General features: G+C 68.9%; 17 protein-coding genes. 7 read left to right on the top strand and 10 right to left on the bottom strand.

From position 1 onward, the window contains the following. Nucleotides 1-37: 37 nt before the first annotated feature. Both ACFQ4H_RS08860 and ACFQ4H_RS08855 read left to right on the top strand, forming a co-directional pair. Nucleotides 38-772, top strand: coding sequence for an ABC transporter ATP-binding protein (locus ACFQ4H_RS08860; protein ID WP_377569107.1), 735 nt, complete (start codon nt 38-40; stop codon nt 770-772). After that, complete coding sequence (locus ACFQ4H_RS08855; protein ID WP_377569106.1) at nt 766-3,234, top strand: FtsX-like permease family protein; 2,469 nt, start codon at nt 766-768, stop codon at nt 3,232-3,234. The genes ACFQ4H_RS08860 and ACFQ4H_RS08855 overlap by 7 nt, the downstream gene beginning before the upstream one ends. Nucleotides 3,235-3,359: 125 nt before the next feature. Here the strand turns inward: ACFQ4H_RS08855 and ACFQ4H_RS08850 are convergent, their stop codons facing one another. Then, nucleotides 3,360-5,216, bottom strand: a complete 1,857-nt coding sequence (locus ACFQ4H_RS08850) for a S8 family peptidase (RefSeq protein ID WP_377569104.1) — start codon at nt 5,214-5,216, stop codon at nt 3,360-3,362. Nucleotides 5,217-5,434: 218 nt separating this feature from the next. On the opposite strand from ACFQ4H_RS08850, the gene ACFQ4H_RS08845 reads away from it, so the two are divergent. Then, complete coding sequence (locus ACFQ4H_RS08845; protein ID WP_377569103.1) at nt 5,435-6,034, top strand: hypothetical protein; 600 nt, start codon at nt 5,435-5,437, stop codon at nt 6,032-6,034. Here ACFQ4H_RS08845 and ACFQ4H_RS08840 read toward each other — a convergent pair. From ACFQ4H_RS08840 to ACFQ4H_RS08830, 3 genes are all read right to left on the bottom strand, one after another. Beyond that, nucleotides 6,002-6,430 (bottom strand): hypothetical protein, encoded by a 429-nt coding sequence (locus ACFQ4H_RS08840; RefSeq protein ID WP_377569101.1) that lies wholly within the window; start codon nt 6,428-6,430, stop codon nt 6,002-6,004. The genes ACFQ4H_RS08845 and ACFQ4H_RS08840 overlap by 33 nt on opposite strands. Nucleotides 6,431-6,712: 282 nt before the next feature. Beyond that, on the bottom strand, nt 6,713-6,940 hold the full coding sequence (locus ACFQ4H_RS08835) for a DUF397 domain-containing protein (protein WP_377569099.1): 228 nt from the start codon (nt 6,938-6,940) through the stop codon (nt 6,713-6,715). Beyond that, the gene (locus tag ACFQ4H_RS08830) at nt 6,904-7,785 is read right to left on the bottom strand and encodes a helix-turn-helix domain-containing protein (RefSeq protein WP_377569098.1); all 882 of its coding nucleotides are present in this window, start codon (nt 7,783-7,785) and stop codon (nt 6,904-6,906) included. The genes ACFQ4H_RS08835 and ACFQ4H_RS08830 overlap by 37 nt, the downstream gene beginning before the upstream one ends. A gap of 586 nt (nt 7,786-8,371) precedes the next feature. Between ACFQ4H_RS08830 and ACFQ4H_RS08825 the strand changes: the two genes are divergently transcribed. Next, nucleotides 8,372-8,746 carry a hypothetical protein gene (locus ACFQ4H_RS08825; RefSeq protein ID WP_377569096.1) on the top strand — a complete coding sequence of 125 codons (375 nt, stop codon included), beginning with the start codon at nt 8,372-8,374 and terminating at the stop codon, nt 8,744-8,746. A 60-nt stretch (nt 8,747-8,806) separates the two neighbouring features. Here the strand turns inward: ACFQ4H_RS08825 and ACFQ4H_RS08820 are convergent, their stop codons facing one another. Both ACFQ4H_RS08820 and ACFQ4H_RS08815 read right to left on the bottom strand, forming a co-directional pair. After that, nucleotides 8,807-9,562, bottom strand: a complete 756-nt coding sequence (locus ACFQ4H_RS08820; protein ID WP_377569095.1) for a PASTA domain-containing protein — start codon at nt 9,560-9,562, stop codon at nt 8,807-8,809. 78 nt (nt 9,563-9,640) lie between these two features. Beyond that, nucleotides 9,641-10,327, bottom strand: a complete 687-nt coding sequence (locus ACFQ4H_RS08815; protein WP_377569094.1) for a PASTA domain-containing protein — start codon at nt 10,325-10,327, stop codon at nt 9,641-9,643. A 150-nt stretch (nt 10,328-10,477) separates the two neighbouring features. Here ACFQ4H_RS08815 and ACFQ4H_RS08810 point away from each other — a divergent pair, with 150 nt between their 5' ends. Together ACFQ4H_RS08810 and ACFQ4H_RS08805 are read left to right on the top strand one after the other, a co-directional pair. Continuing rightward, nucleotides 10,478-10,618, top strand: a complete 141-nt coding sequence (locus ACFQ4H_RS08810) for a hypothetical protein (RefSeq protein WP_377569092.1) — start codon at nt 10,478-10,480, stop codon at nt 10,616-10,618. Between the two features lie 41 nt (nt 10,619-10,659). Next, entirely contained in the window at nt 10,660-11,361 is a 702-nt protein-coding gene (locus tag ACFQ4H_RS08805; protein WP_377569091.1) for a pentapeptide repeat-containing protein, read from the top strand. 40 nt (nt 11,362-11,401) lie between these two features. Here ACFQ4H_RS08805 and ACFQ4H_RS08800 read toward each other — a convergent pair whose 3' ends face one another. Together ACFQ4H_RS08800 and ACFQ4H_RS08795 are read right to left on the bottom strand one after the other, a co-directional pair. Continuing rightward, nucleotides 11,402-12,880 carry a glutamate--cysteine ligase gene (locus tag ACFQ4H_RS08800; protein WP_377569090.1) on the bottom strand — a complete coding sequence of 493 codons (1,479 nt, stop codon included), beginning with the start codon at nt 12,878-12,880 and terminating at the stop codon, nt 11,402-11,404. Nucleotides 12,881-13,211: 331 nt separating this feature from the next. Continuing rightward, nucleotides 13,212-13,793, bottom strand: a complete 582-nt coding sequence (locus ACFQ4H_RS08795; protein WP_377569089.1) for a YceI family protein — start codon at nt 13,791-13,793, stop codon at nt 13,212-13,214. Between the two features lie 101 nt (nt 13,794-13,894). On the opposite strand from ACFQ4H_RS08795, the gene ACFQ4H_RS08790 reads away from it, so the two are divergent. Further along, nucleotides 13,895-14,398 (top strand): MarR family winged helix-turn-helix transcriptional regulator, encoded by a 504-nt coding sequence (locus ACFQ4H_RS08790; RefSeq protein ID WP_377569087.1) that lies wholly within the window; start codon nt 13,895-13,897, stop codon nt 14,396-14,398. 121 nt (nt 14,399-14,519) lie between these two features. Here ACFQ4H_RS08790 and ACFQ4H_RS08785 read toward each other — a convergent pair whose 3' ends face one another. Both ACFQ4H_RS08785 and ACFQ4H_RS08780 read right to left on the bottom strand, forming a co-directional pair. Then, nucleotides 14,520-17,342, bottom strand: coding sequence for an ATP-binding protein (locus tag ACFQ4H_RS08785; RefSeq protein ID WP_377569085.1), 2,823 nt, complete (start codon nt 17,340-17,342; stop codon nt 14,520-14,522). 146 nt (nt 17,343-17,488) lie between these two features. Continuing rightward, nucleotides 17,489-19,684 carry an MMPL family transporter gene (locus ACFQ4H_RS08780; RefSeq protein WP_377569084.1) on the bottom strand — a complete coding sequence of 732 codons (2,196 nt, stop codon included), beginning with the start codon at nt 19,682-19,684 and terminating at the stop codon, nt 17,489-17,491. Nucleotides 19,685-19,921: the final 237 nt, after the last annotated feature.

The following is a 19,921-nucleotide window of genomic DNA, read 5'->3' as shown; positions in this document are numbered from 1 at the left end:
CAATGTGCTGGCCCGCCCGCGCGGGTTGGCTTGGACCATGGATGTGGTTCAGCTCAACAACGCCCACAAGCGGTACGGATCGGGCGACAACACGGTCACCGCGCTCGATGCCGTGACCGTCGGCTTCGCCGTGGGGACGTTCACGGCGGTGATGGGCCCGTCCGGGTCGGGCAAGAGCACACTGCTCCAGTGCGCCGCCGGCCTCGACCGCCTGACGTCCGGCTCGGTGACCGTGGCTGGGATCGACCTGGGTGGCCTGTCCGAAACCGAGCTGACGCTGTTGCGCCGGGACCGGATCGGCTTCGTCTTCCAGGCGTTCAACCTGCTCTCCGCGTTGACCGCGGAACAGAATGTCGCCCTGCCGCTACGGCTGGCGGGCCGTAGGCCGAAACGTGGCGAGGTTCACGCCGTACTCGAGTCGGTCGGGCTGGCCGGTCGGGCCCGGCATCGCCCGGCCGAACTCTCCGGTGGCCAGCAGCAGCGGGTGGCCATCGCCCGGGCACTGGTCACCCGACCGGAGGTGCTGTTCGCCGACGAACCGACCGGCGCACTCGACTCCACCACCGGCCGTGAGGTGCTCCGACTGCTACGTACCCTGGTCGATCAGCACCGGCAGACGATCATCATGGTCACCCACGACCCGGTCGCCGCCGCGTACGCGGACCGGGTGGTGTTCCTGGCCGACGGTCGGGTGGCCGACGAGCTACGCGCACCCACCGCGCACTCCGTCGCCGAACGGATGACCGGTCTGGAACTGGGCGCACCATGCTGACCCTTTCCTGGCAGACCCTGCGGGCCCGCTGGTCCGCGTTCGTGGGCACTTTCGTCGCGCTGTGCCTGGGTGTCTGTCTGTTGGCCACCACCGGACTGACCCTCGCCTCGACCATCGGGGGCGGACCCCGGACACCGCTCTGGTATCCGGCCGCCGACGTGGTGGTTGCCGGGACGAACAGCGTGGCCGTGACCAGCGGCTCCGGCGAGGACAGGGTGACCGAGCGACGGGTCACCCTGGCGTCGGCGTCCCTGCCGGCGGAACTGCCGGCCCGACTGGCCGAACTGCCCGGGGTCACGGGCGTGGTGGTGGACCGGCGGATCCCGGTCGACGTCGAGGGCACCGCCGCCACCGCAGCCCCCTGGTCCAGTGCCGGGCTGCGTCCCTACACCCTGCTGGCCGGTGGGGCACCGACGGCGAACGACCAGGTGGTGCTGACCGGCCCCACCGACCGGGTACCGGGCGACCACGTCAGGCTGCACGGACCGGACGGAGCACGAACCTTCACCGTCAGTGGTGTGCTGACGGCGGACGTACCGGCGGTGTACCTGACCGACGAAGCGGCAGCGGAGCTGGCCGGTGGCCGGATCGACGCGATAGCCCTCGTCGGCACCGGGGCCGAGCCGGCCCGCGCGCTGGCCGAGCGGGTCCGCGCCACGACGACCGGGCTACGGGTGCTCACCGGCGACGCCCGACGCACGGCCGAGCCGAACCCGGATTCCGACGCGCTGGCCATGACGGCCTCCCTGTTGGGCACCACGGCCGGCCTCGCCGGTTTCGTCTCGATCTTCGTGGTCGCGGGCACCTTCTCCTTCGCCGTGGCGCAACGCCGGCGGGAGTTCGCGCTGCTGCGTACCAGCGGCGCGACGCCCCGTCAGGTACGGCGTCTGGTCCTCGGCGAGGCGATGGTGGTCGGGGTCCTGGCCTCGGTCGCCGGCTGCGGGCTGAGCGCGCTCACCGCGCCGCCGTTCGCCCACTGGCTGGCCGGGTCCGGCTTCGCGCCGGAGAACTTCACCGCACGGTTCATCCTCTGGCCACTGCTGGCGGCAGCCGGTGTCGGTCTGCTGGTCGCACTGCTCGGCGCGTGGGTGGCTGCCCGCCGGGCCGCCCGGGTCCGGCCGATCGAGGCGCTCCGCGAGGCGTCCGTCGACCAGCGCACGATGACGCCCGGCCGGTGGGTCTTCGGTCTGTTGTTCCTCGTCGGCGCGGCCGTCCTGTTGGCGGTGATGCCGGCCCTGGGTGCCACGGACGGTCTCGCCCTGATCCTCGTCGACGCGCAACTGGCGCTGATCGCCGCGGCCCTGCTGGCCCCGGTGCTGATCCCGGTGATCATCCGGGCGGTCGCCTGGCCGCTACGTGGGTGCATGGGCACCCTCGCCCGGTCCGGCGCGCTCACCGCCGTCCGACGGACCGCTGCCACCGCAGCTCCGATCCTGGTCACGATCGGTATCGCCGCTTCGGTCCTGGCCGCCACCGAGACCCTCCGCCGGGCCGAGCAGACCTCGGCCCGGGACCGGATCAGCGCCACCACGCTGGCCGTCCCGGCTGGCGCGGCCGGCATCGCCGACCCGACGGTCGCGGCGCTCGGGCAACTGCCGGGTGTCCGGGCCGCCGTCCCCACCCGCACCACCGAGGTGTACGTCAACGACGGCACCTACCCCGAGGAGTTCCCCGCGATGTACGTCGGGACGGGCGTGGACCGGGTGCTCCGACTGCCGACGGTGGCCGGCTCGATCGACGACCTGCACGGCACCGACACGGTGGCGGTGAGCCGCTCGATGGGCTGGCGACACGGGCAGACGGTCCGCGTGTGGCTGGCCGACGGCACCGAGGTACGACTACGCGTGGTCGCCGTACTCGCCGATGCGCTCGACCTGGACCGTACCCTGCTGCTGCCCTGGCAGCTCGGGGCCGGTCACGGCCCCCGGACCGGTGCCGAGGTCGTCTACGTCGACGGTGGCGCGGCTGCGGACGTCGCCCTGGTGGCGGGCGGTGGCGGTGGCCGGGTCGTCGGAGTGCGCGAGTACCTCTCCGCCGGGATCGCCGAACAGGAGCGGACCAACCGACTCGCGCTGATCGCCGTACTCGGGATGGCGTTGCTCTACACCGGCATCGCGATCGCCAACACCCTGGTGATGGCCACCGCCGACCGGAGCCGGGACCTGGCGACGCTGCGGTTGACCGGTGCCACCCCGGGCCAGGTGCTCCGGATGATCGGTCTGGAGGCGTTGCTGGTCGGCCTGGTCGGAACGGTGCTGGCGGGGGCGGTGGCGGCGGGGATGTCGGCCGGGCTGCGGGCCGGACTGGCCGATTTCGTGTCGCAGCCGCAGCTCGTGGTGCCCTGGGCACCGATCGGACTGATCGTGGCGGCCTGTCTCGCGGTCACGCTGGTGGCGAGTCTGGTACCCGCCGCACTCGCCATGCGCACCTCGGCGGCCCGGCTGGCGGGGGTACGCGACTAGGGGTCGGTACGTGACGGCCAGCCACCGTACGCTGTGGAGCCCGATGGCGACTGGCGTCCACCTGCAACTGCCCGACGGTCCCTTGGGGGTGGGACCGCCGGGCAGTTGCGCGGGTTGGAAACTGACTACAGGGTCAGCGTCCACCTGTTGAGGTAACCGGTGTCTCCACCACGGGCGTCGCGGACCTGAAGTCGCCAGGCACCGTTACCCGCCTCGGTGGAGAGGTTGACGGAGTACGTGGTGTTCACGTCGTTCGCACCGTCGAAGACGGCGGCGTTCTTCAACCGGTACGACGTACCGTCCGGAGCCAGCAGGTCGACGACCAGGTCACCACGGTAGGGGTGAACGATGTGGACCGCCACCTTCGAGGTGGCCGAGGCGCTACGGTCGCAGCCACTGATGCCGATCGTGCTCGTGACCGCGCTACCGCCGTCGGGGATCGCCAGGTCCGTGTCGTTGCTGCTGGAGCAGCCGGTTGGAGTGGTCACGGTCAGCGAGAAGGTCGCCGTCCGGGTGACCGACGTGCCGGTGCCGGTGATGGTGACGGAATAGGTTCCCGTCGGGGTGGCCGCCGTGGTGGCGATGGTCAACGCGGACGAGGCACCCGAGTTGACGGTGGCTGGGCTGAACGTCGCGGTGGTACCGGCCGGCAGGCCGCTGGCCGACAGGTTCACCGACTGGGCCGAGCCGTTGGTGGTCTGGGTACCCACGGTCACCGCGACCGATCCGCCCGGCACCGTCACCCCGGAGGTCGGCGAGACCGAGACGGAGAAGTCGTTGGCCGGTGGCGGGGGGCCGTTGACCACGTAGAGCAGTTTGTTCGGCGAGCCAGTTCCCGGATCGGCGATGACATTGTTGGTGGCGTTGTTCACCAGGTAGTCGCGTATCTGCTGCGGCGTCCACGTCGGGTTGGCGCTGAGCACCATGGCAGCGGCGCCCACCACGTGCGGAGTGGCCATCGACGTACCGCTGATGATGTTGGTCGCGGTGTCACTGGTCGACCACGTCGAGGTGATCCACGTACCCGGCGCGAAGATGTCCAGGCAGGATCCGATGTTCGAGAAGTCCGACCGGACATCGGTGCTGGTGGTCGACCCGACGGTGATCGCTGCCGGGGTCCGGGCCGGCGAGGCGCCACAGGCGTTGGCGCCGTAGTCGTTGCCGGCGGACAAGCCATAGGTGATACCCGAGTTGATCGAGTTGGTTACCGCAGCGTCCAGTGCGCTGTTGGCGGGGCCACCGAGGCTCATGTTCGCCACGGCTGGCTTGACCGCGTTCGCGGTCACCCAGTCGACACCGGCGATGACCTGCGCGTAGGTGCCATCCCCCTGGCAGTCGAGCACCCGTACACCGACGATCCGTACGCCCTTGGCCACGCCGTGCAGGGCACCGCCGACCGTTCCGGCCACGTGTGTGCCGTGACCGTTGCAGTCGTCGGCGCTACCGCCGTCGATCGCGTCGAAGCCGCTGACGGCGCGACCACCGAAGTCGGTGTGGCTGTACCGCACACCGCTGTCGATGATGTACGCGTGCACGTTGCTGGCCGTGTTCGGGTACGTGTATGAGCTGTTCAGCGGCAGGTTGCGCTGGTCGGTCCGGTCCAGACCCCAGGACGGGGGGCTGGTCTGGGTGCCGGAGAGCCGAACGGTGCGGTTCTGCTCGACGTACGCGACGGACGGGTGCGCCGCGATCCGGGCAGCTATTCTCGCGTTCACCTTGATTTCGAAGCCGCGAAGCGCGGCGGTGTAGGTGCGGGCGACGCGGCCACCGTACCGAAGAATCAGGCCACCAGCGGTGGCACGGACCCGGCTCCGGTTTACCGAACTGTCCTTGAACACCACGATGTAGCTGTCAGCGACAGCACCGACACCACCGGCATTGCGAATCACACCCTGTGGCGGCGCGGCGACGGCCGGGGTGGCCATCGACAGAACTGTCAGGGCAGCAACCCCGACAAGCGCCAGCCTTCCTGGGAGATGCATCTCCCTCTCTCCCCTCTGATCGGTACGTCCGTCCACTTGCTAGCGAAAACAAGAGGTACTCATCGACCGATCAAGGCGAGGCTACTCATAGACATGGGTGAAGGACATATGTCGAGACTGCTATATCACCGAGCGGTGCCCCCTAGGGGATCGTTCTGCGGGAACGTACCGGGCTGAGCCCGGATCCCTTCGTACCGGAATCCGACGACCCTGGTCGTATGGAACCCGACCTCGCCTTCCTGCTCCCGGCGACCGCCATCTGGCTGGCCGCCGGGATCGTCGCCGAGCGGCTGCCGGAGGTACGCACGGCGCGGGCGTTGCGTCGCCGTACCGGATGGCTCGGCGTGTTGGCCATCGCCGGCCTGGTGGCCCTGGCCGTGCCGATACTGGACGCCCTGTCGTCCCCGGGTCCCGCCGGGCCGGGTCAGGGGTTCACCAGCCTCGCCCTACCCGCCGCACCGGCCGTGGTCGTGGCGGCGGTCACCGTACGTCGGATCCGTCACCTGTGGACCGGCACCGGCACGTTCGCCTCGGCTCCGGAGACGCCGGCGGCACCGGCCCTACTGGCCGGTGCTGCTCATCCGCTGGTCGCGTTCCCGGTACAGCTGACCGGGTTGGCCGCCCTGGCCACGGCGGTGACCGCCGTCGGCCTCGTCCCGCTCACCGCACCGGACATGCTGGGACTGGCGCTGACCGGCGTGGTGCTGGCGGTCGTCGCCATCGGCGTACGGCATGCCCTGCGCCACAGTCGGCTGGTGGAACTGGCAGTGACCGCCCGTCCCGGCTCACCTCGGGCGGCCCGGGTCCTGCACGTATAGCAGTTCCAGGATCGACCGGGCAGCCTCGAACCACCGGTCGAGCCAGACCGGGGAGGGCAGGGTGCCCTTGGGGGGCAACTCGAGCAACAGACCACGCAGCAGCGGATGGTCGGCCAACGACTCCATCGAAGCATCCGGCCAACCGCTCGACGGAAACACCGGCTCGGTCAGACCGCTCAGATCGAGCGACGGCAGTGTCGGTGGCTGAAGCGGGGTCGGCGGGCTCTGTGGCTCCACCAGTTCGAGACCAGGTGTGACGACATCACACTGGTCGAGGTCGTCGTTGGGCGGCGTACCGTCCAGCAGCGGGCTGTTACGTCGGGCCCCACGGTACTTGCCGCCGAACCGTTCCGGCTTTCCCGAACCATTACCCAGGTTTTCCGGCTCCATCGTCATCCGTCTCGCCTACCTCGCTCGGTTGCGAACCCGTACGGCGGTGCGTTGCCGGCCGCCGCCGTCCGCCTCTTACAACGACGGGAACGGGAGGGGGCAACGACATGACGGAACAACACGTCAGCGGACGGTCCGCGTCCGGGTCTGAGCCGGCGCTCAGCGCGGGACACCTGCGGCCCGGGGCGGCGCGGGACCGGCCAAAGGTACGAAAAAATGTGGCCGCCCACTCCGCAGGAGCCGGATAGGCGACCACATCTTCATTCAGAGACCTTCAGCGGGAGCCCGTCAGTCCAGGTCGAACTCGCCGTCCTTGGCGCCGCCGACGAAGGCGTCCCACTCGCCCGGTGTGAACACCAGGGCCGGTCCAGTCGGGTTCTTCGAATCGCGGACCGCAATCGCCCCGGAGATAAAGGCGACCTCGACGCAGTTGTCGCAGTTGGGCCCACTCCGTGAACTCTTGAACCAGGCTGCCTGGTTCAGGTCCACGCGAAACCCTTTTGTCTCCGTTTCCACAACGGCTCCTTTGCCAAACTTGCGATCAGAGCAACGGACTCCTCCGGGCGTATTGCCGCCGCTCTGATGTAGTCGAAGATAAATATGTACTTCTGGAGGTCCTCAGGCTTCTCAAGGAAGAGACCACCTGTTGCGTTCTCGGCATACACCACTTCCGGATCACCCGGTTCCGGAAAATCGAGGATCGAGAACGTACCGTCCATCCCGGCGTGCGCTCCAGCCTCGAAGGGAAGTACCTGGATCGTCACGTTCGGCAGTTCGGCTACTTCGACCAGCGCCTCCAACTGAGCACGCATGACCGCGTCGCCGCCCACCGGCCGGCTCAGCACCGCCTCATCAAGCACCGCCCACAGGTCGATCGGATCGTCTTGGCTCAATAACGACTGACGTCCCAGACGGACACGGACTCGTTGCTCAACTTCTTTGGCGGTGATGTCCGGGCGGGCGGCCCGGATCATCGCCTTCGCGTAGTCCTCGGTCTGCATCAGGCCCGGCACCACCTGTGGCTCGTACGCCCGCAGCGAGGAGGCTGCGGCCTCCAATCCGACGTATGACCCGGTCAGCACGGTGCTGTACGGGTGCCACCAGCCCTTCTGCCGTGCTTCGCGGGCGATCTGCACCAGCTCGTCGCTCTGCTCGCCGACGATGCCGTAGATGCTCAGCATGTCCCGGACGTCGCGGGGTGTGGCCGAGGTGTGTCCGGTCTCGATACGTGAGATCTTGGAGGCGGAGCAACCCAGTCGCTCCGCGACCACATCGATCGTCACATCGGCCTCATCGCGCAGCCGCCGAAGTTCGGCTCCCAGCCGGCGGCGGCGAATGGTCGGGCTCCGGCGCTCGGACACCGGGTCACCTCCGGTCGATCGCGCACAAGTTAGCCGCCCGCCGAGGGCGCGACCGTCAGAACGGCGGGCGATCACTTTCGCGGCGGAAAGAATCAGCCGATCCCGACCGGCCGCGGCGGCGGGAGCGGCGTCCAGTTTGCCGCGTGCACAAGCCGGACTTCAAGCGCACACCGGTCCTCCACACTCGACAAAACTTGCAACTTGCATTGATCAAGCCCGTGCTGCACTCTGTGCGTATGGCCTGGGTCACACAGTGTCCCCCCGGTCGACCGAAGGAGTGATCTCGCTTTGCACCGGATCGACCGGATCAAGCCCACCCGATCCACAATCGGCGGCGGACCCGCTCCGGGGTAACAGACCCCGTCGCTGTAAGCCACGAAGCTGCGGCGGCGGGAGCGGTCCCGGAGTCGACGGATGTTGGCCGGGTCGGCGAATCCACGTCCAATTCCTGGTCGAGGTCTGCCGACCGGCCAACATCCCCACATCAACGGCCGGATTTCACATAACCGTGTGCCGACCGCTGGTCGTTGTTCCCTTACAACCAACTCCCGCCGGTTTCCGCCGGCCACTTCTGACAGGAGTCGATGTGTCTCCCCGCTCCGGTGATGTGTTACGTGTAACCCGTACGGCCAGCGCCCAGTTCGCCGAGCCGATCCTCTTCCGGGTGATCCGGGCACATGACTGGCCCACCTATCGGGGCTGGATCTGGCTCGACGGATACCAGCTCAACGCGGCCGGCGACGCGGTCGACCGGCGGTCGATCTTCGTACGTCTCGACGGGCTGGGCAAGGTGAGCAATGCGACGACTGTCCCGTCTCGGGGCCGTACGGTCGCCCGGCCGCCGGTGAGCACCCGGCCGCAGCCGGTGACCACCCGGCCGAGCCCCCGACCGATCGGCGCCACCACCGGCCGGACGACCGCCGGTGCTGCCGCAGTCGGCAGTGGCCGATCGGGCATCTGACCCCACATCGGCTCACCAGCGCGGTTGCCTGGACCATCAACCGTCCGCTGGCAGGGATGGTCACCTGGTACGGGTGGCGGTCGGTCCGGGCGATGGCGTGACCGTGGCGGTTGCCGTCGGCGGTGCCTCGGTCACCACGAGGGTGACCTCCTGCCCCGGCACCAGCAGCACACCGGCCCGGGGATCGGTGTCGATGACGATGCCCGGCTGCCAGCCGGGGGCGACCCGGGAACGCACCCGGTACGTCATTCCGTACTGGTCGAGAATGGCCCGCGCGGTCGACTCGGAGAGTCCGACGAGCGGCGGCATCGGCACACTCGCCACCGGCGAGGTGGTGCCGGGGCTTCCGCTCGGGGACGTCGTCGGACTCGGGCGGGTGACGGACGGCGAAGGGGTGGGCGAGGGCAACGGTCCCGGACCCGGTTCGCGTTCACCCGCCCCGACGATCAGCCAGATCCCGAATCCCAGCACCGCCAGCAGGAGCAACGCCACCAGTCCGACCAGAATCGGCATCCACCACCGGCTGTTGTCGTACTCGACGTCCTCGTCCCACTCCGTGGAGCCTCCGTCGCGTACGCCTCGGGCACCCGGCAGCGGCACCTCCGCCCGACCGGTCCACACCACCGGTCGGGTGGGTCGTGGCGTTGCGCCGCCGTCCCGGACGGGCCGGGTGACCTCGGTGTCCTCGTCGGCTTCCGCAGCGTCGTCGTCGGCTATCCGGTCGAATTCCCCGGTACGCTCCAGCGCGTCGTCCGGCTCCGGGCCACCACGACCGTCAGCGGGATCGTCCCGTGGCTGCTGACGGTCGTCGGCCATACCACGTACTCTCCCACCGCATGGGTGGTCGGCAGCGGCAATCGTGCTATTTATCCCGTGTCGCGCCGATTGCGGGATCTAGGCAGCGGGTGATCCGGGACCGTACGACGGCTGGCTACCGCAGTAGATCTTCACCTTGTCGTTCCACCGCTTCGTCTCCGATGGTTCCGGGTCCTGCCGGGTGACCTGGCCGATCTTTCCAGTCGGGTAATCCGGGTAGAAGCCGGCATCGACTAACCGGCTCTTCGCGTCCTCACAGTCCAACCCGACCAGATTCGGTACGGGAATCTCGGGCGCCGAGCCGATGACGTAGATCTTCACAGTGTGTCCGGGTCTGACGGGCGTGTCTGCCGGGGGAACGGTCCTCGATACCCCGAGGTTGTCCCCCACTCCGTCGAAGTACAACTGCGCGCCGAGGCCGCGCTTTCGTACCTCCTCGCGGGCCTGCCGGAAGTCCATTCCGACCAGGTTGGGCAGCAGAACGCCACCCGCAGCGGTCGACGGCGGGGTGGTCGGTGGGCGGTTCGGCTGTCGGGTCGTGGCGGACGTCCTGGTCGGCGCCGGAGCCGCGGACGGGGACTGGGAACCGTAGGCCGATGGCGAGCGGGACTCGTTCTCGGATCTGGCCAACAGCCAGCCGCCCACCGCACCGACGGTGGCAAACACGACCAGTGCCAGGGCGGAACCGCTCACCAGCATCAGCCGGGACGACTCTGCGGCGTTACCGCCCGACGACCTGTTCCAGTTGCCGCTACCGTCGGTCATCACGACCACCGCCTCGATTCCGCCGACCGGACCGCCTACTGCTTCAGGATCTCAGCCGGACCAGGATCCCGACCGGTCGCGTCTGCGCGGAAACGCGTACCGCCTCCCGCATTCCTGGGAATGCCGTGTGGCGCGACGCTCTGCCGGTGGATGAACGCTACGCGGTACCGGCCGGCCGCACCGGGCCGGGATCCCCGGTTGTCCACCGGCGTACCGCCGACCCACCCGGCCCCGCCCGGCGGCGTCGTACGGACCCGGTTGGCGACCGCGCTGTCCGGTGCCCGGCTCTGACTGCTGAACCACTGGTCAGGGCGGTTCGGTAGGGTGCGGCAATGTCGACACGGTCATCGGGACGTGGTTCGGGTGGCTCCGTTTGGCGGGCACCGGTGGAGCCGAAGCCGCCAGCCTCACTGGACCTGGCCACCGTCGAGGATCATGATCTGGACAACGAGGCGACGTTCCGGCGGCTGGGATTCTTCGATCTCGACCTGTCCGGGCGGTCTGCGGACTCGGTGGAGTTCGAACAGTGCCGGTTCAGGGGAACCGACCTCAGCGGCACGCAACTCGACCACGCCCGATTCAGTGACTGTCTGTTCGAGAGCACGAACCTCGCAAACCTGCGGCTGGAGAAGTCGTCGATGCTGCGGGTCAGGATCTCCACGGTACGGATGACCGGCCTGCACTGGATCAACGGTTCGATCCGTGACGTGACCCTCTCCGGCTGTCGGCTCGACCTGTCGTCGTTCCGGTTCACCAAGTTCCAGAACGTGGTCTTCGACGGGTGCAACCTGACCCGCGCCGACTTCCAGAACGCCGACCTGACCGGCGTACGGTTCACCGACTGTGACCTGTCGGGTGCACAGTTCTCCCAGGCCACCCTGACCGGGACGAGGTTCGCCAGTTGCTCGTTGGCCGGGATCGGCGGGGTGACCAGCATGGCGGGAGCGGTGGTGGCCCGTCAGGATCTGATCGCGCTGTCGTACACGCTGGCCGGGGCGCTGGGCATCCACATCGAGGACGACACGGACGACTGAGCGGGCGACAGCGACGACTGAGCGGGCCGGGCCCGGTGGATCATTCGACGGGCCAGGTGTGCACCGGTTCGTTCGTACGCTGCAACTCGCCGTAGCGCCGCAGCATGTGGTGCAGTGCCGCCGTACGGTCGAGCTTCCGGTGCTGCTCGGCAGCGAACACCGACTCGGTCTGCCACACCGCACCGTTACGCCCGGTACGGCACCGGCCCTCGATGATGCCGAGCAGCCGGTCCCGGTGGACGGGGTCGACACCGAACCGGTCCAGACCCGCTGCCGCCCGGGGCAGAAGCACGTCGAGGACCAGGTCGGCAACGCGGATGTCACCGAGCCGTGGCCAGTAGACGGTGGCACCGATACCGCGACGTGCGGCGGCGTGGAAGTTCTCCTCCGCCGTACTGAACGTCATCTGGCTCCAGATCGGACGGTCAGCCTCGGACAGCTCGCGCGCCAATCCGAAGTAGAACGCCGCGTTGGCCAGCATGTCGACCACGGTCGGTCCGGCCGGCAGCACCCGGTTCTCGACCCGTAGGTGCGGACGCCCGTGCATGATGTCGTAGACCGGGCGGTTCCAGCGGTAGACAGTGCCGTTGTGCAGGCGCAGTTCCCCGAGCTGGGGCACCCCACCGTTGTGTAGCACCTCGACCGGGTCCTCGTCCTCGCAGATGGGCAGCAGGGGAGGGAAGTAACGTACGTTCTCCTCGAACAGGTCGAAGATCGACGTGATCCATCGTTCGCCGAACCAGACCCGTGGTCGTACGCCCTGCGCCTTCAGTTCTTCCGGCCGCGTGTCGGTCGCCTGCTCGAAGAGGGCGACCCGGGTCTCGGCCCACAGGTGCCGACCGTAGAGGTACGGCGAGTTCGCCCCGACCGCCACCTGGATCCCGGCAATGGCCTGGGAGGCGTTCCAGTAGTTGGCGAAGGTGTCCGGAGCGACCTGTAGGTGGAACTGGACGCTCGTGCAGGCCGCCTCCGGAGCGATCGAGTCGGTGTGGGCCTGCAACCGCTCGACCCCCTGGATGTCCACCTCGAGGTCCTCGCCCCGGGCGGCCACGATCTGCTCGTTCAGCACCCGGTAGCGCTTGTCGACGGACAGGTTGTCGAACACCAGGTGCTGCTGGGTGAGGGTGGGCAGGATGCCGATCAGGAAGATTCCCACGTCGGACTTCATCGTGCGTTCCTCGGCCCGGCTGAGACTGGCCAGCAGGTCCTGTTCGTAGTCGGCGAACCCCGCTCCCTCGATCAGGCGCGGCCGGGCGTTGAGTTCGAGGTTGAACTGCCCCAGTTCGGTCTGGAACAACGGGTCGGCGATCTCGTCGAGGAGTTCCACGTTACGCATCGCCGGCTCGGCCGACGAGTCGACCAGGTTGAGCTCGATCTCCAGCCCGGTGGTCGGTCGGTCGGCGTCGAACCCGAAGTCGTCGAGCATCAACGCGAAGACATCCAGGCAACGGCGCACCTTCTGCCGGTAACGCGCGCGGTCCTCCCGCGAAAAGGTGCTCTGCGAGACGTCCCTACCCATGTGGCCTCCCCGACACAGCGCACCGTCGATCACGGCTGGACGGGTCGTACCCGGTCAGCGACGCGATGGAACTAACACGGTAGAAGCGCTGAAGACCTACGGCCAGGGACAAAGCGGACAGGTGTCGGCTCCGGGTGACCGGTCGACTGCGACGGGTTCACTGTAGACGCACGTAATGCGACGTCACGACCACCTATCGCAATCGCCTTGTGACGCAACGCACTCCGCCACATCACGCCACCGAGCAACGGAAAACGCGTAGGCGACCGGGGGTGGGGTCCCCGGCCGCCTACGCGTTGCTCTGGTTGTCGTTGCGATGCGCCGCCCTGGCTCACGCCTGGCGGATGGCCTCGCCCTCGATCTCAATCTTGATCTTCTTGCCGACCAGGACGCCGCCGGTCTCCAGCGCGACGTTCCAGGTCAATCCGAAGTCCTCGCGGTCGATTTCGGTCGATGCGGTGAACCCGAAGATGTCCTGGCCGAACGGGCTACGTCCGGCACCCTCGAACTCGACCTCAAGGTCCACGGACCGGGTGACCCCCTTGATGGTCAGGTCACCGGAGAGCACGAACTCGTTACCGCTGTGCGACTTGACCCCGGTGCTGCGGAATTCCAGCGTCGGGAACTCCTCCACGTTCAGGAAGTCACCGCTGCACAGGTGGTTGTCACGGTCCTCCTGACCGCTGGCGATGCTGCCCGCCTGGATCGTCGCGGTGACCGACGACTGCAACGGGTCCTCGGCGACGGTGACCGTGGCGGTCGCTTCGGTGAACTCGCCGCGCACCTTGCTGACCATCATGTGTCGGGCCACGAAGCCGACGCGCTTGTGTGCCTGGTCGAGCAGGTACGTACCGGCCGTCGGGATGGTGAGCCCGCTCCAGCTACGGGTGGTCTCGCCGGCGCTGGTCGTCATGATGATTCCTCCACGGAACAATAGTTGAGATTGCCAACGACTACGCCAGCAACTATAGCGACTGCAATATTCCCCCTGTCAAGCACTGCTACGATGGCCTGGTGAACCAAGACCTGCTCGACGACCCCCGCATCACCGCCATTGGCCTGCTCGTCGAGACGTACGCCGGACTGTCCGCCCGGTTTGCCGAGCAGTACGAAGAACACGGGCTGTCGCCGGTGGAGTTCGAGGTCCTGACCCGTCTCGCCCGGTCGCCCAGCCACCAGTTGCGGATGACCGACCTGGCCGCCCAGACCTCACTGTCGACCAGCGGTGTGACCCGGGTCGTGGACCGCCTGGAGCGCAACTCGCTCATCCGCCGTCGGGCCTGCCCGTCCGACCGTCGCAGCATGCACGCGGTAATCACCCAGGCTGGCCTGGACCGTCTCACCGAAACCCTGCCCGGCCACTTGGAGATCATCGAGCGCTGGTTCACCGGCCTGCTGGAGCCCGCCGCGTTGGACAATCTGCTCGGAGCGCTGCGCACCGTACGTGACGCGGTGCACCCGGAAGCCACGGCCGGGGCGGCCGGCGTGGACGTGCCGAAGCCGGGCCCACAGAAGTAGTCCCTACTGGCCGCCAACCCGGGGTCGCCTCAAGAACCGGCAGAAAAACCGGCAGAAGTCACGCAGCCCGCATCACTCATCGGATTTATCGGACAAACGGCCCCCAGTCGGCGGCTAGGGTTCACCGCACGGGGGGCGAACCCGGGGTGTGGCGCGAGCGGAACTGTGCAGAGGGCATTGTCGGGGGGCGGTTCTGCTCGCGCCGCTCCAGTCCGACCGCAGACCCATCCGAACCGGCCGGACCGATCAGTTCCCACTCCCTCGGCAGCAGGCTGATCCCGCCATCCCGGCAGACCTGCTCGAGCCGGCTCCGCTCCGCCGCCCGTACGGCCGGATCATCGGTGTTTGCCACCAGCCCGACCAGCGCCTCGGCCACGTCCCTGAGGTCGCCGCAACCGGTGTAGGCCTGCGCCGCTGCACCGAACCATTCGGCGGCGTACTCCCGGTTTCCCCGCCACACCGCCAGGGTCGCCTCGATCAGCGCGCAGACCCCATCCTCCCGGCGAGCCGCCACCGGACCGGGCGATTCGCCGAACGGCGGTGACGTGCCACGCCCGGTCGCTGCCCGTGCACAGGTGGGATCCGCATCGGACCGGTCACCACCACCCGCCACCCACGCACGAAGCTCGTCGAGCACCGCGCCGGCCTCGTCCAGTCGGCCATCCTGGGCCAGCGCCAGGCCGACCGTACCGAGCACCCGCCGTCGGTGCCCGGGATCCCCCAGGTCAGTCAACGTGGCGATCACCCGCCGGCCCAGGTCGACCGCGTCGGCGTACCGCCCATCGAGGCGGGCGACCTCGGCAAGGTTCGCCCGGGCCAACACCCGCAGTCGGTCCTCACCACACTGGACGCTCAACCGGTCCACGGCGGCCAGCCGACGACGGGCGGCCCGCAGGTCACCGACCCGGATCTCGTGCCAGGTCAGATTGTTCTGGGCCACGGCCACGTCCCGCACCAGACCGGTACGACCAGCCACGGCGAGTACGGCCAGGCTGTGCTCACGCGCCTCGTCGTGTTCGCCGGTGACGATGAGCAGTCGGGACAACATGTTGCGGGCAGCCAGTTCGCCACCCACGTCACCCGACCGCTGGAACTGTGCCAGTGCGGCCCGCACAGCCGGCAACTCCTGCGGGCCGGCATCGTGCTCCGCAGCCAGTTGGGCCAACCCCACCTGTGCCCAGGCCCGCGTGCCCGGATCCGCATCAGCCGTACGCGGATCGGCCAGCAACCGATGTAACCACTGCCGGCCAGCCACATCCCGCCCACGGAAGCGCCACCATCGAGGCAGGCTCGCGGCCAGCCGCAACGCGGTGTGTGGATCGTCGTTGGCCGCGTACGCCAGTGCCGCCCAGAGGTCACTGGCCACCTCGTCGAGCTGATGCACCGCCGTGGTGAGGCTTGCGCCGGTCAGTTTCGGGGCGACCGCAGCCGCCAGCCGCGCGAAGATCATCGCATGTCGGCGGCGAATCGCAGGCAACTCGGCGTCGACCGCCGCCCGCTGCTCGGCGAAGTCCCGTACCACGTCGAGCAGCCGGAACCGGACCGATCCGGTCCCGCGTGCACTGAGCAGGCCCAACTCCATCAGTCGCTCGAGCATGGGCACCGGATCAGCGCCCACCGGTCGGTCGACTGCACCCGGTCGGCCAACCGCACCCGGTTGGTCGACGGCACCCGGTCGGTCGACGGCCCTCGGTCGGTCGACGGCCCCCGGTAGGTCAGCGAGTACCGCCTCGGCCAGTTCCACCGACCACCGGTTACGGAAGGCCGACAGTCGGCGCAGCGCAGCCTGGTCCGCCGGGCTGATCAGGCCGTAGCTGGCCGCCACCGAATCACGGAGGGTGGTCAATGCCGCCCTACCGGTCGCCGCCTGTGTCGTACCCGCTTCCGCCAGCCAGGTCGGTGAGCTGCGGGCCAGCTCCAACAGGCGGTCTCCGTACCGGTCGAGGATCTGTTTGAGATCCAGGATCCGACCGCGCGCCGCAGCCAGCTCGATCGCCAGCGGCAAGCCACCGAGCCGACGTACGAGTCCGACGAGTGCATCGATTTCGTCGGCTCGCGGCGGGTCGCGCCGTACCTGCCGAAGACGGGCCAGGAAGAGTGCCACCGCCGGGTAGCCGGACAACACTCGCAGATCCGCTGGCGCGTCGGGCGGGGGCAGTTCCAACGGCGTGACCGGCCAGACCCACTCCCCGCGCAGGCCGACCGGATGCCGACCGGTCACCAGTACGCGCAACGTCGGCGCCATGACGACGAGCCGGTGCAGCGCCTCGACCACCGCCCCGGGAGCACGTTCGATGGCGTCCACCAGCAGCAGAGCCGGGCCGCCGGCCAGTCGGTCAGCCAGGTCGGACGCCCGGGCCACGCCGAACACGGTGGCCACCGCCGACAGCACGTCGCTGGCGGTGGAGATCTCGGTGACCACGATCCCGGCGACGCCGGCGGGATGCCACGCGCCGGTTTCCTGGGCCACGGCCAGGGCCAACGCTGTCTTACCGACCCCGGCCAGGCCGACCAGACTGACCAGCGCCGGGCCAGCCGAATCCGCCTGTGCCAGCATCCCGGACACCTTCACGACGTCCAGGTCCCGGCCGACCAGGATTCCGGGGGGTGGCAACCCGAGGGCCACCGGCAACCGTCCAGCCGGTGCCGTCACCGTACTGTCCTCGTCGGACCGCGCCGGCTCGGCGGTCCGGGCACCCCGAGCGGAGGCGACGAACTCCATCCGGCTCGGGCCGGCGAGGCCGAGCGCGGCGGCCAGCAGCTCGACCGTCGTACGCTGTGGCCGCGAGGACCTTCCCCGCTCAAGATCACGTACGGTACGTACGCCCACCGCAGCCCGAGCAGCGAGATCGGCCTGGGTCAGCCCGGCGGCCCGGCGTAGCCCGCGTAGCAGCTCAGGAAAGCTGGACGCGGATCCACCCGTAGACCCATGATCCGGAGTCATGGGCAGGAAGAGTACGCAGCCGAGATGATCCTGGGCAGGCATCCGTCGCGGTACTGACGTGCGGTGACACAGATACCCGACAGAAACTTCCATCGAAAGCGGCTAACGGGTAACAGCGTACGGTCATCGATCCGGCCGCAGACGGCTCAGTGGTCGACCCCGGCCGGGGTCGCCACCGGTGGGGAAACGGCGGTCCGCGTACGGTGGGTCGGCGACAGCCGGTCGGACAACCGACGCAGCGGTACCGGGGCCCACCAGTTCCACTCGCCGAGGAGGCTCATCACCGCCGGCAGCAGAAGCCCACGAACCACCGTCACGTCGAGGATCACGGCAACCGCCATCCCGAAGCCGATCTCCTTCACCGCGGTCAGGTCACCGAGCAGGAAGCCCAGGAAGACGATGACGATGCAGCCGGCTGCCGCCGTGACGACCGGCCCGGTACGCGTAATGCCGGCCAGTACCGCCCGGGCGCTGGCCTGGGCCCGACCGGCGGGGGTACGCAGACCCGGATACCGGTCCCACTCCTCCCGAATCCGGGCGAGGAGGAACACCTCGTAGTCCATCGAAAGCCCGAACACAAAAACGAAGAGCAGGATCGGGGTGGTGAGGTCGATCGCCCCCCAGGACTCGACACCGAGCAGCGCTGCGCCGACCCCCCACTGGAACACGACGACGAGCACACCGAGGGTGGCCAGCAGGGTCAGGGCGTTCATCAGCAGGGCCTTGACCGGAATCAGGACCGAGCCGGTCAGCACGAAGAACAGCACTCCGGTGGTCAACAGCAGCACCAGCACCGCCAGTGGCAGCCGGCCCGCCACCGAGGACCGGTAGTCCACCAGTTCCGCCGCCGGCCCGCCGACCAGCAGTCGGAACGGCGTCTCCAACTGCCGTACCTCGCGTACCAGGTCCCGTGACTCGGGACCGCCGGTCACCCCTTTCGGCGTCAGGTCGATCACCAGGGCCGCCCCCGGTACGTCCGGCCGTGGCTGCATCCGGATCACCTGCGGTAGCCGGTTGAGCTGGTTCAACAGGTCGCGTACGGCAGGCGAGGCGGGGTCGGCCTCCACCACCACGACAACCGGTTCGGCGCGTCCGGCCTGGAAGTCCCGCAGCATGACCTCGTACACCTGACGGGCCTCCATCGACCTGGGCAGCGCCCGGGCGTCCGAGTCACCGAGGTTGACCCCGAAGATGAACGGTCCCGCCAGCATCAACAGGCCGACGGAGACGGCGATCGCCACCGGGGCGGGCCGCCGCTGGGCGTACCCGGCAAGTCGACCGAGCAGGCCACCTCCGACGCGTACCGCCCGGGTGATCTGTCGATCCGGACCGGGTCCCTGGACCCGACGGTGGAGAACCGAGATCAGGGCCGGTACGGCGGTCAGGCCGGCGGCGGTGGCCAGCACGACCACCAGCGCACCGCCCAGCGCCATCGTCGCCAGCAGCGGCTCGGCGAAGACGTACAGCCCGGCCATCGCGGCGGCGACCGCCGCCCCGGACACCAGTACGGCGCGACCGGCGGTGCCCGTGGTGCGGGCCAGCAGTTCCGCCGGTCCGGCATCCGGGTCGGCGGTGTGCTCCTCCCGGAACCGGATGATCATCAGCAGGGCGTAGTCCACCGCAAGCCCGATGCCGAGCAGGGTGACCACGTTGACCGTGAACTCGCTGACCTCGGTGACGACGGTCAGGCCGAGCAGTCCGAGCAGGGTGCCCGCCACCGCGCCGAGCGCCGCCACCAGTGGGATGGCTCCGGCCGCCACCCCGCCGAGAACGACCACCAGGGCTACCGCGAGTACGACCAGGGCAACCGTCTCACCGATCGCCGCATCCTTGATCGCCTGGTCCGCGAACGCCCGCTCGGCCAGCGTCTTCCCGCCGACCAGCACCTGCGGGGCGTCGATGCGACGCAGCAACCCGGTGACCCGGTCCTCGACCCGTTTCCGCTCGGCGTCGGGCAGGCCGTCGGCGAGTTCGACCAGAACCAGGGTGCTGCGGTTGTCGGCACCGATCCGCCCACCCGGCGAGTTGTAGAGGTCCTCGACATCGGCCACGCCGGGAACGGCCCGCAGTTCGGCGGTCACCCGGTTGACACTCTCCACCAGCGGTGGGTCGTACGGATCCCGGTCCCGTACGACGGCGACCAGGGTCGGTCCCTCGGGCAGGAGCTGGTCGACCCGCTGCTCGGCCAGCCGGGACTCGGCATCCACCCGCAGGTTCTCCGGCTGTGCCATCCGGTCGAAGACCTGGCCCCCGAAGACTGCTCCGACGATGGTCAGCCCGAGCCAACCAACCAGTACGGGCCAGCGCCAGCGGAACATCGCCCGTCCGAGATCAGCGAACATGTCCGAAACCTCCGCCGCCCGGGTCGCGCGTTGCCTGTGCCGCAGATGCAAGCACTCTCCGGGGGCCGGGTCAGTCACCTATCGGTCAGATAGTCGACTTGGAAGGGGCGACCACAACCATCACCGACAGAGACGCCAGCCGAGTCGAATGCCGGCGAGCCGCAGCTACGGGCTGATTTTCGTCGAGTTCTAACGTAGAGTCGCGTCGGCATGTACGTCTAGCACAAGGGGACGGGG

Origin of the sequence: Micromonospora sonneratiae, assembly GCF_042679305.1 — a bacterium.
Taxonomy (GTDB): Bacteria; Actinomycetota; Actinomycetes; order Mycobacteriales; family Micromonosporaceae; genus Micromonospora_H; species Micromonospora_H sonneratiae.
Note: the sequence above shows the minus strand (reverse complement) of the source record. Positions and strands in the feature narration are given on the sequence as shown.

Bases quoted from the DNA above. Each gene is read 5' to 3' on its own strand.
- ACFQ4H_RS08860 (WP_377569107.1), top strand. From the start codon at position 38: ATGGATGTGGTTCAGCTCAACAACGCCCACAAGCGGTACGGATCGGGC.
- ACFQ4H_RS08855 (WP_377569106.1), top strand. From the start codon at position 766: ATGCTGACCCTTTCCTGGCAGACCCTGCGGGCCCGCTGGTCCGCGTTC.
- ACFQ4H_RS08850 (WP_377569104.1), bottom strand. From the start codon at position 5,216: ATGCATCTCCCAGGAAGGCTGGCGCTTGTCGGGGTTGCTGCCCTGACA.
- ACFQ4H_RS08845 (WP_377569103.1), top strand. From the start codon at position 5,435: ATGGAACCCGACCTCGCCTTCCTGCTCCCGGCGACCGCCATCTGGCTG.
- ACFQ4H_RS08840 (WP_377569101.1), bottom strand. From the start codon at position 6,430: ATGACGATGGAGCCGGAAAACCTGGGTAATGGTTCGGGAAAGCCGGAA.
- ACFQ4H_RS08820 (WP_377569095.1), bottom strand. From the start codon at position 9,562: ATGGCCGACGACCGTCAGCAGCCACGGGACGATCCCGCTGACGGTCGT.
- ACFQ4H_RS08815 (WP_377569094.1), bottom strand. From the start codon at position 10,327: ATGACCGACGGTAGCGGCAACTGGAACAGGTCGTCGGGCGGTAACGCC.
- ACFQ4H_RS08810 (WP_377569092.1), top strand. From the start codon at position 10,478: ATGAACGCTACGCGGTACCGGCCGGCCGCACCGGGCCGGGATCCCCGG.
- ACFQ4H_RS08805 (WP_377569091.1), top strand. From the start codon at position 10,660: ATGTCGACACGGTCATCGGGACGTGGTTCGGGTGGCTCCGTTTGGCGG.
- ACFQ4H_RS08800 (WP_377569090.1), bottom strand. From the start codon at position 12,880: ATGGGTAGGGACGTCTCGCAGAGCACCTTTTCGCGGGAGGACCGCGCG.
- ACFQ4H_RS08795 (WP_377569089.1), bottom strand. From the start codon at position 13,793: ATGACGACCAGCGCCGGCGAGACCACCCGTAGCTGGAGCGGGCTCACC.
- ACFQ4H_RS08785 (WP_377569085.1), bottom strand. From the start codon at position 17,342: ATGACTCCGGATCATGGGTCTACGGGTGGATCCGCGTCCAGCTTTCCT.
- ACFQ4H_RS08780 (WP_377569084.1), bottom strand. From the start codon at position 19,684: ATGTTCGCTGATCTCGGACGGGCGATGTTCCGCTGGCGCTGGCCCGTA.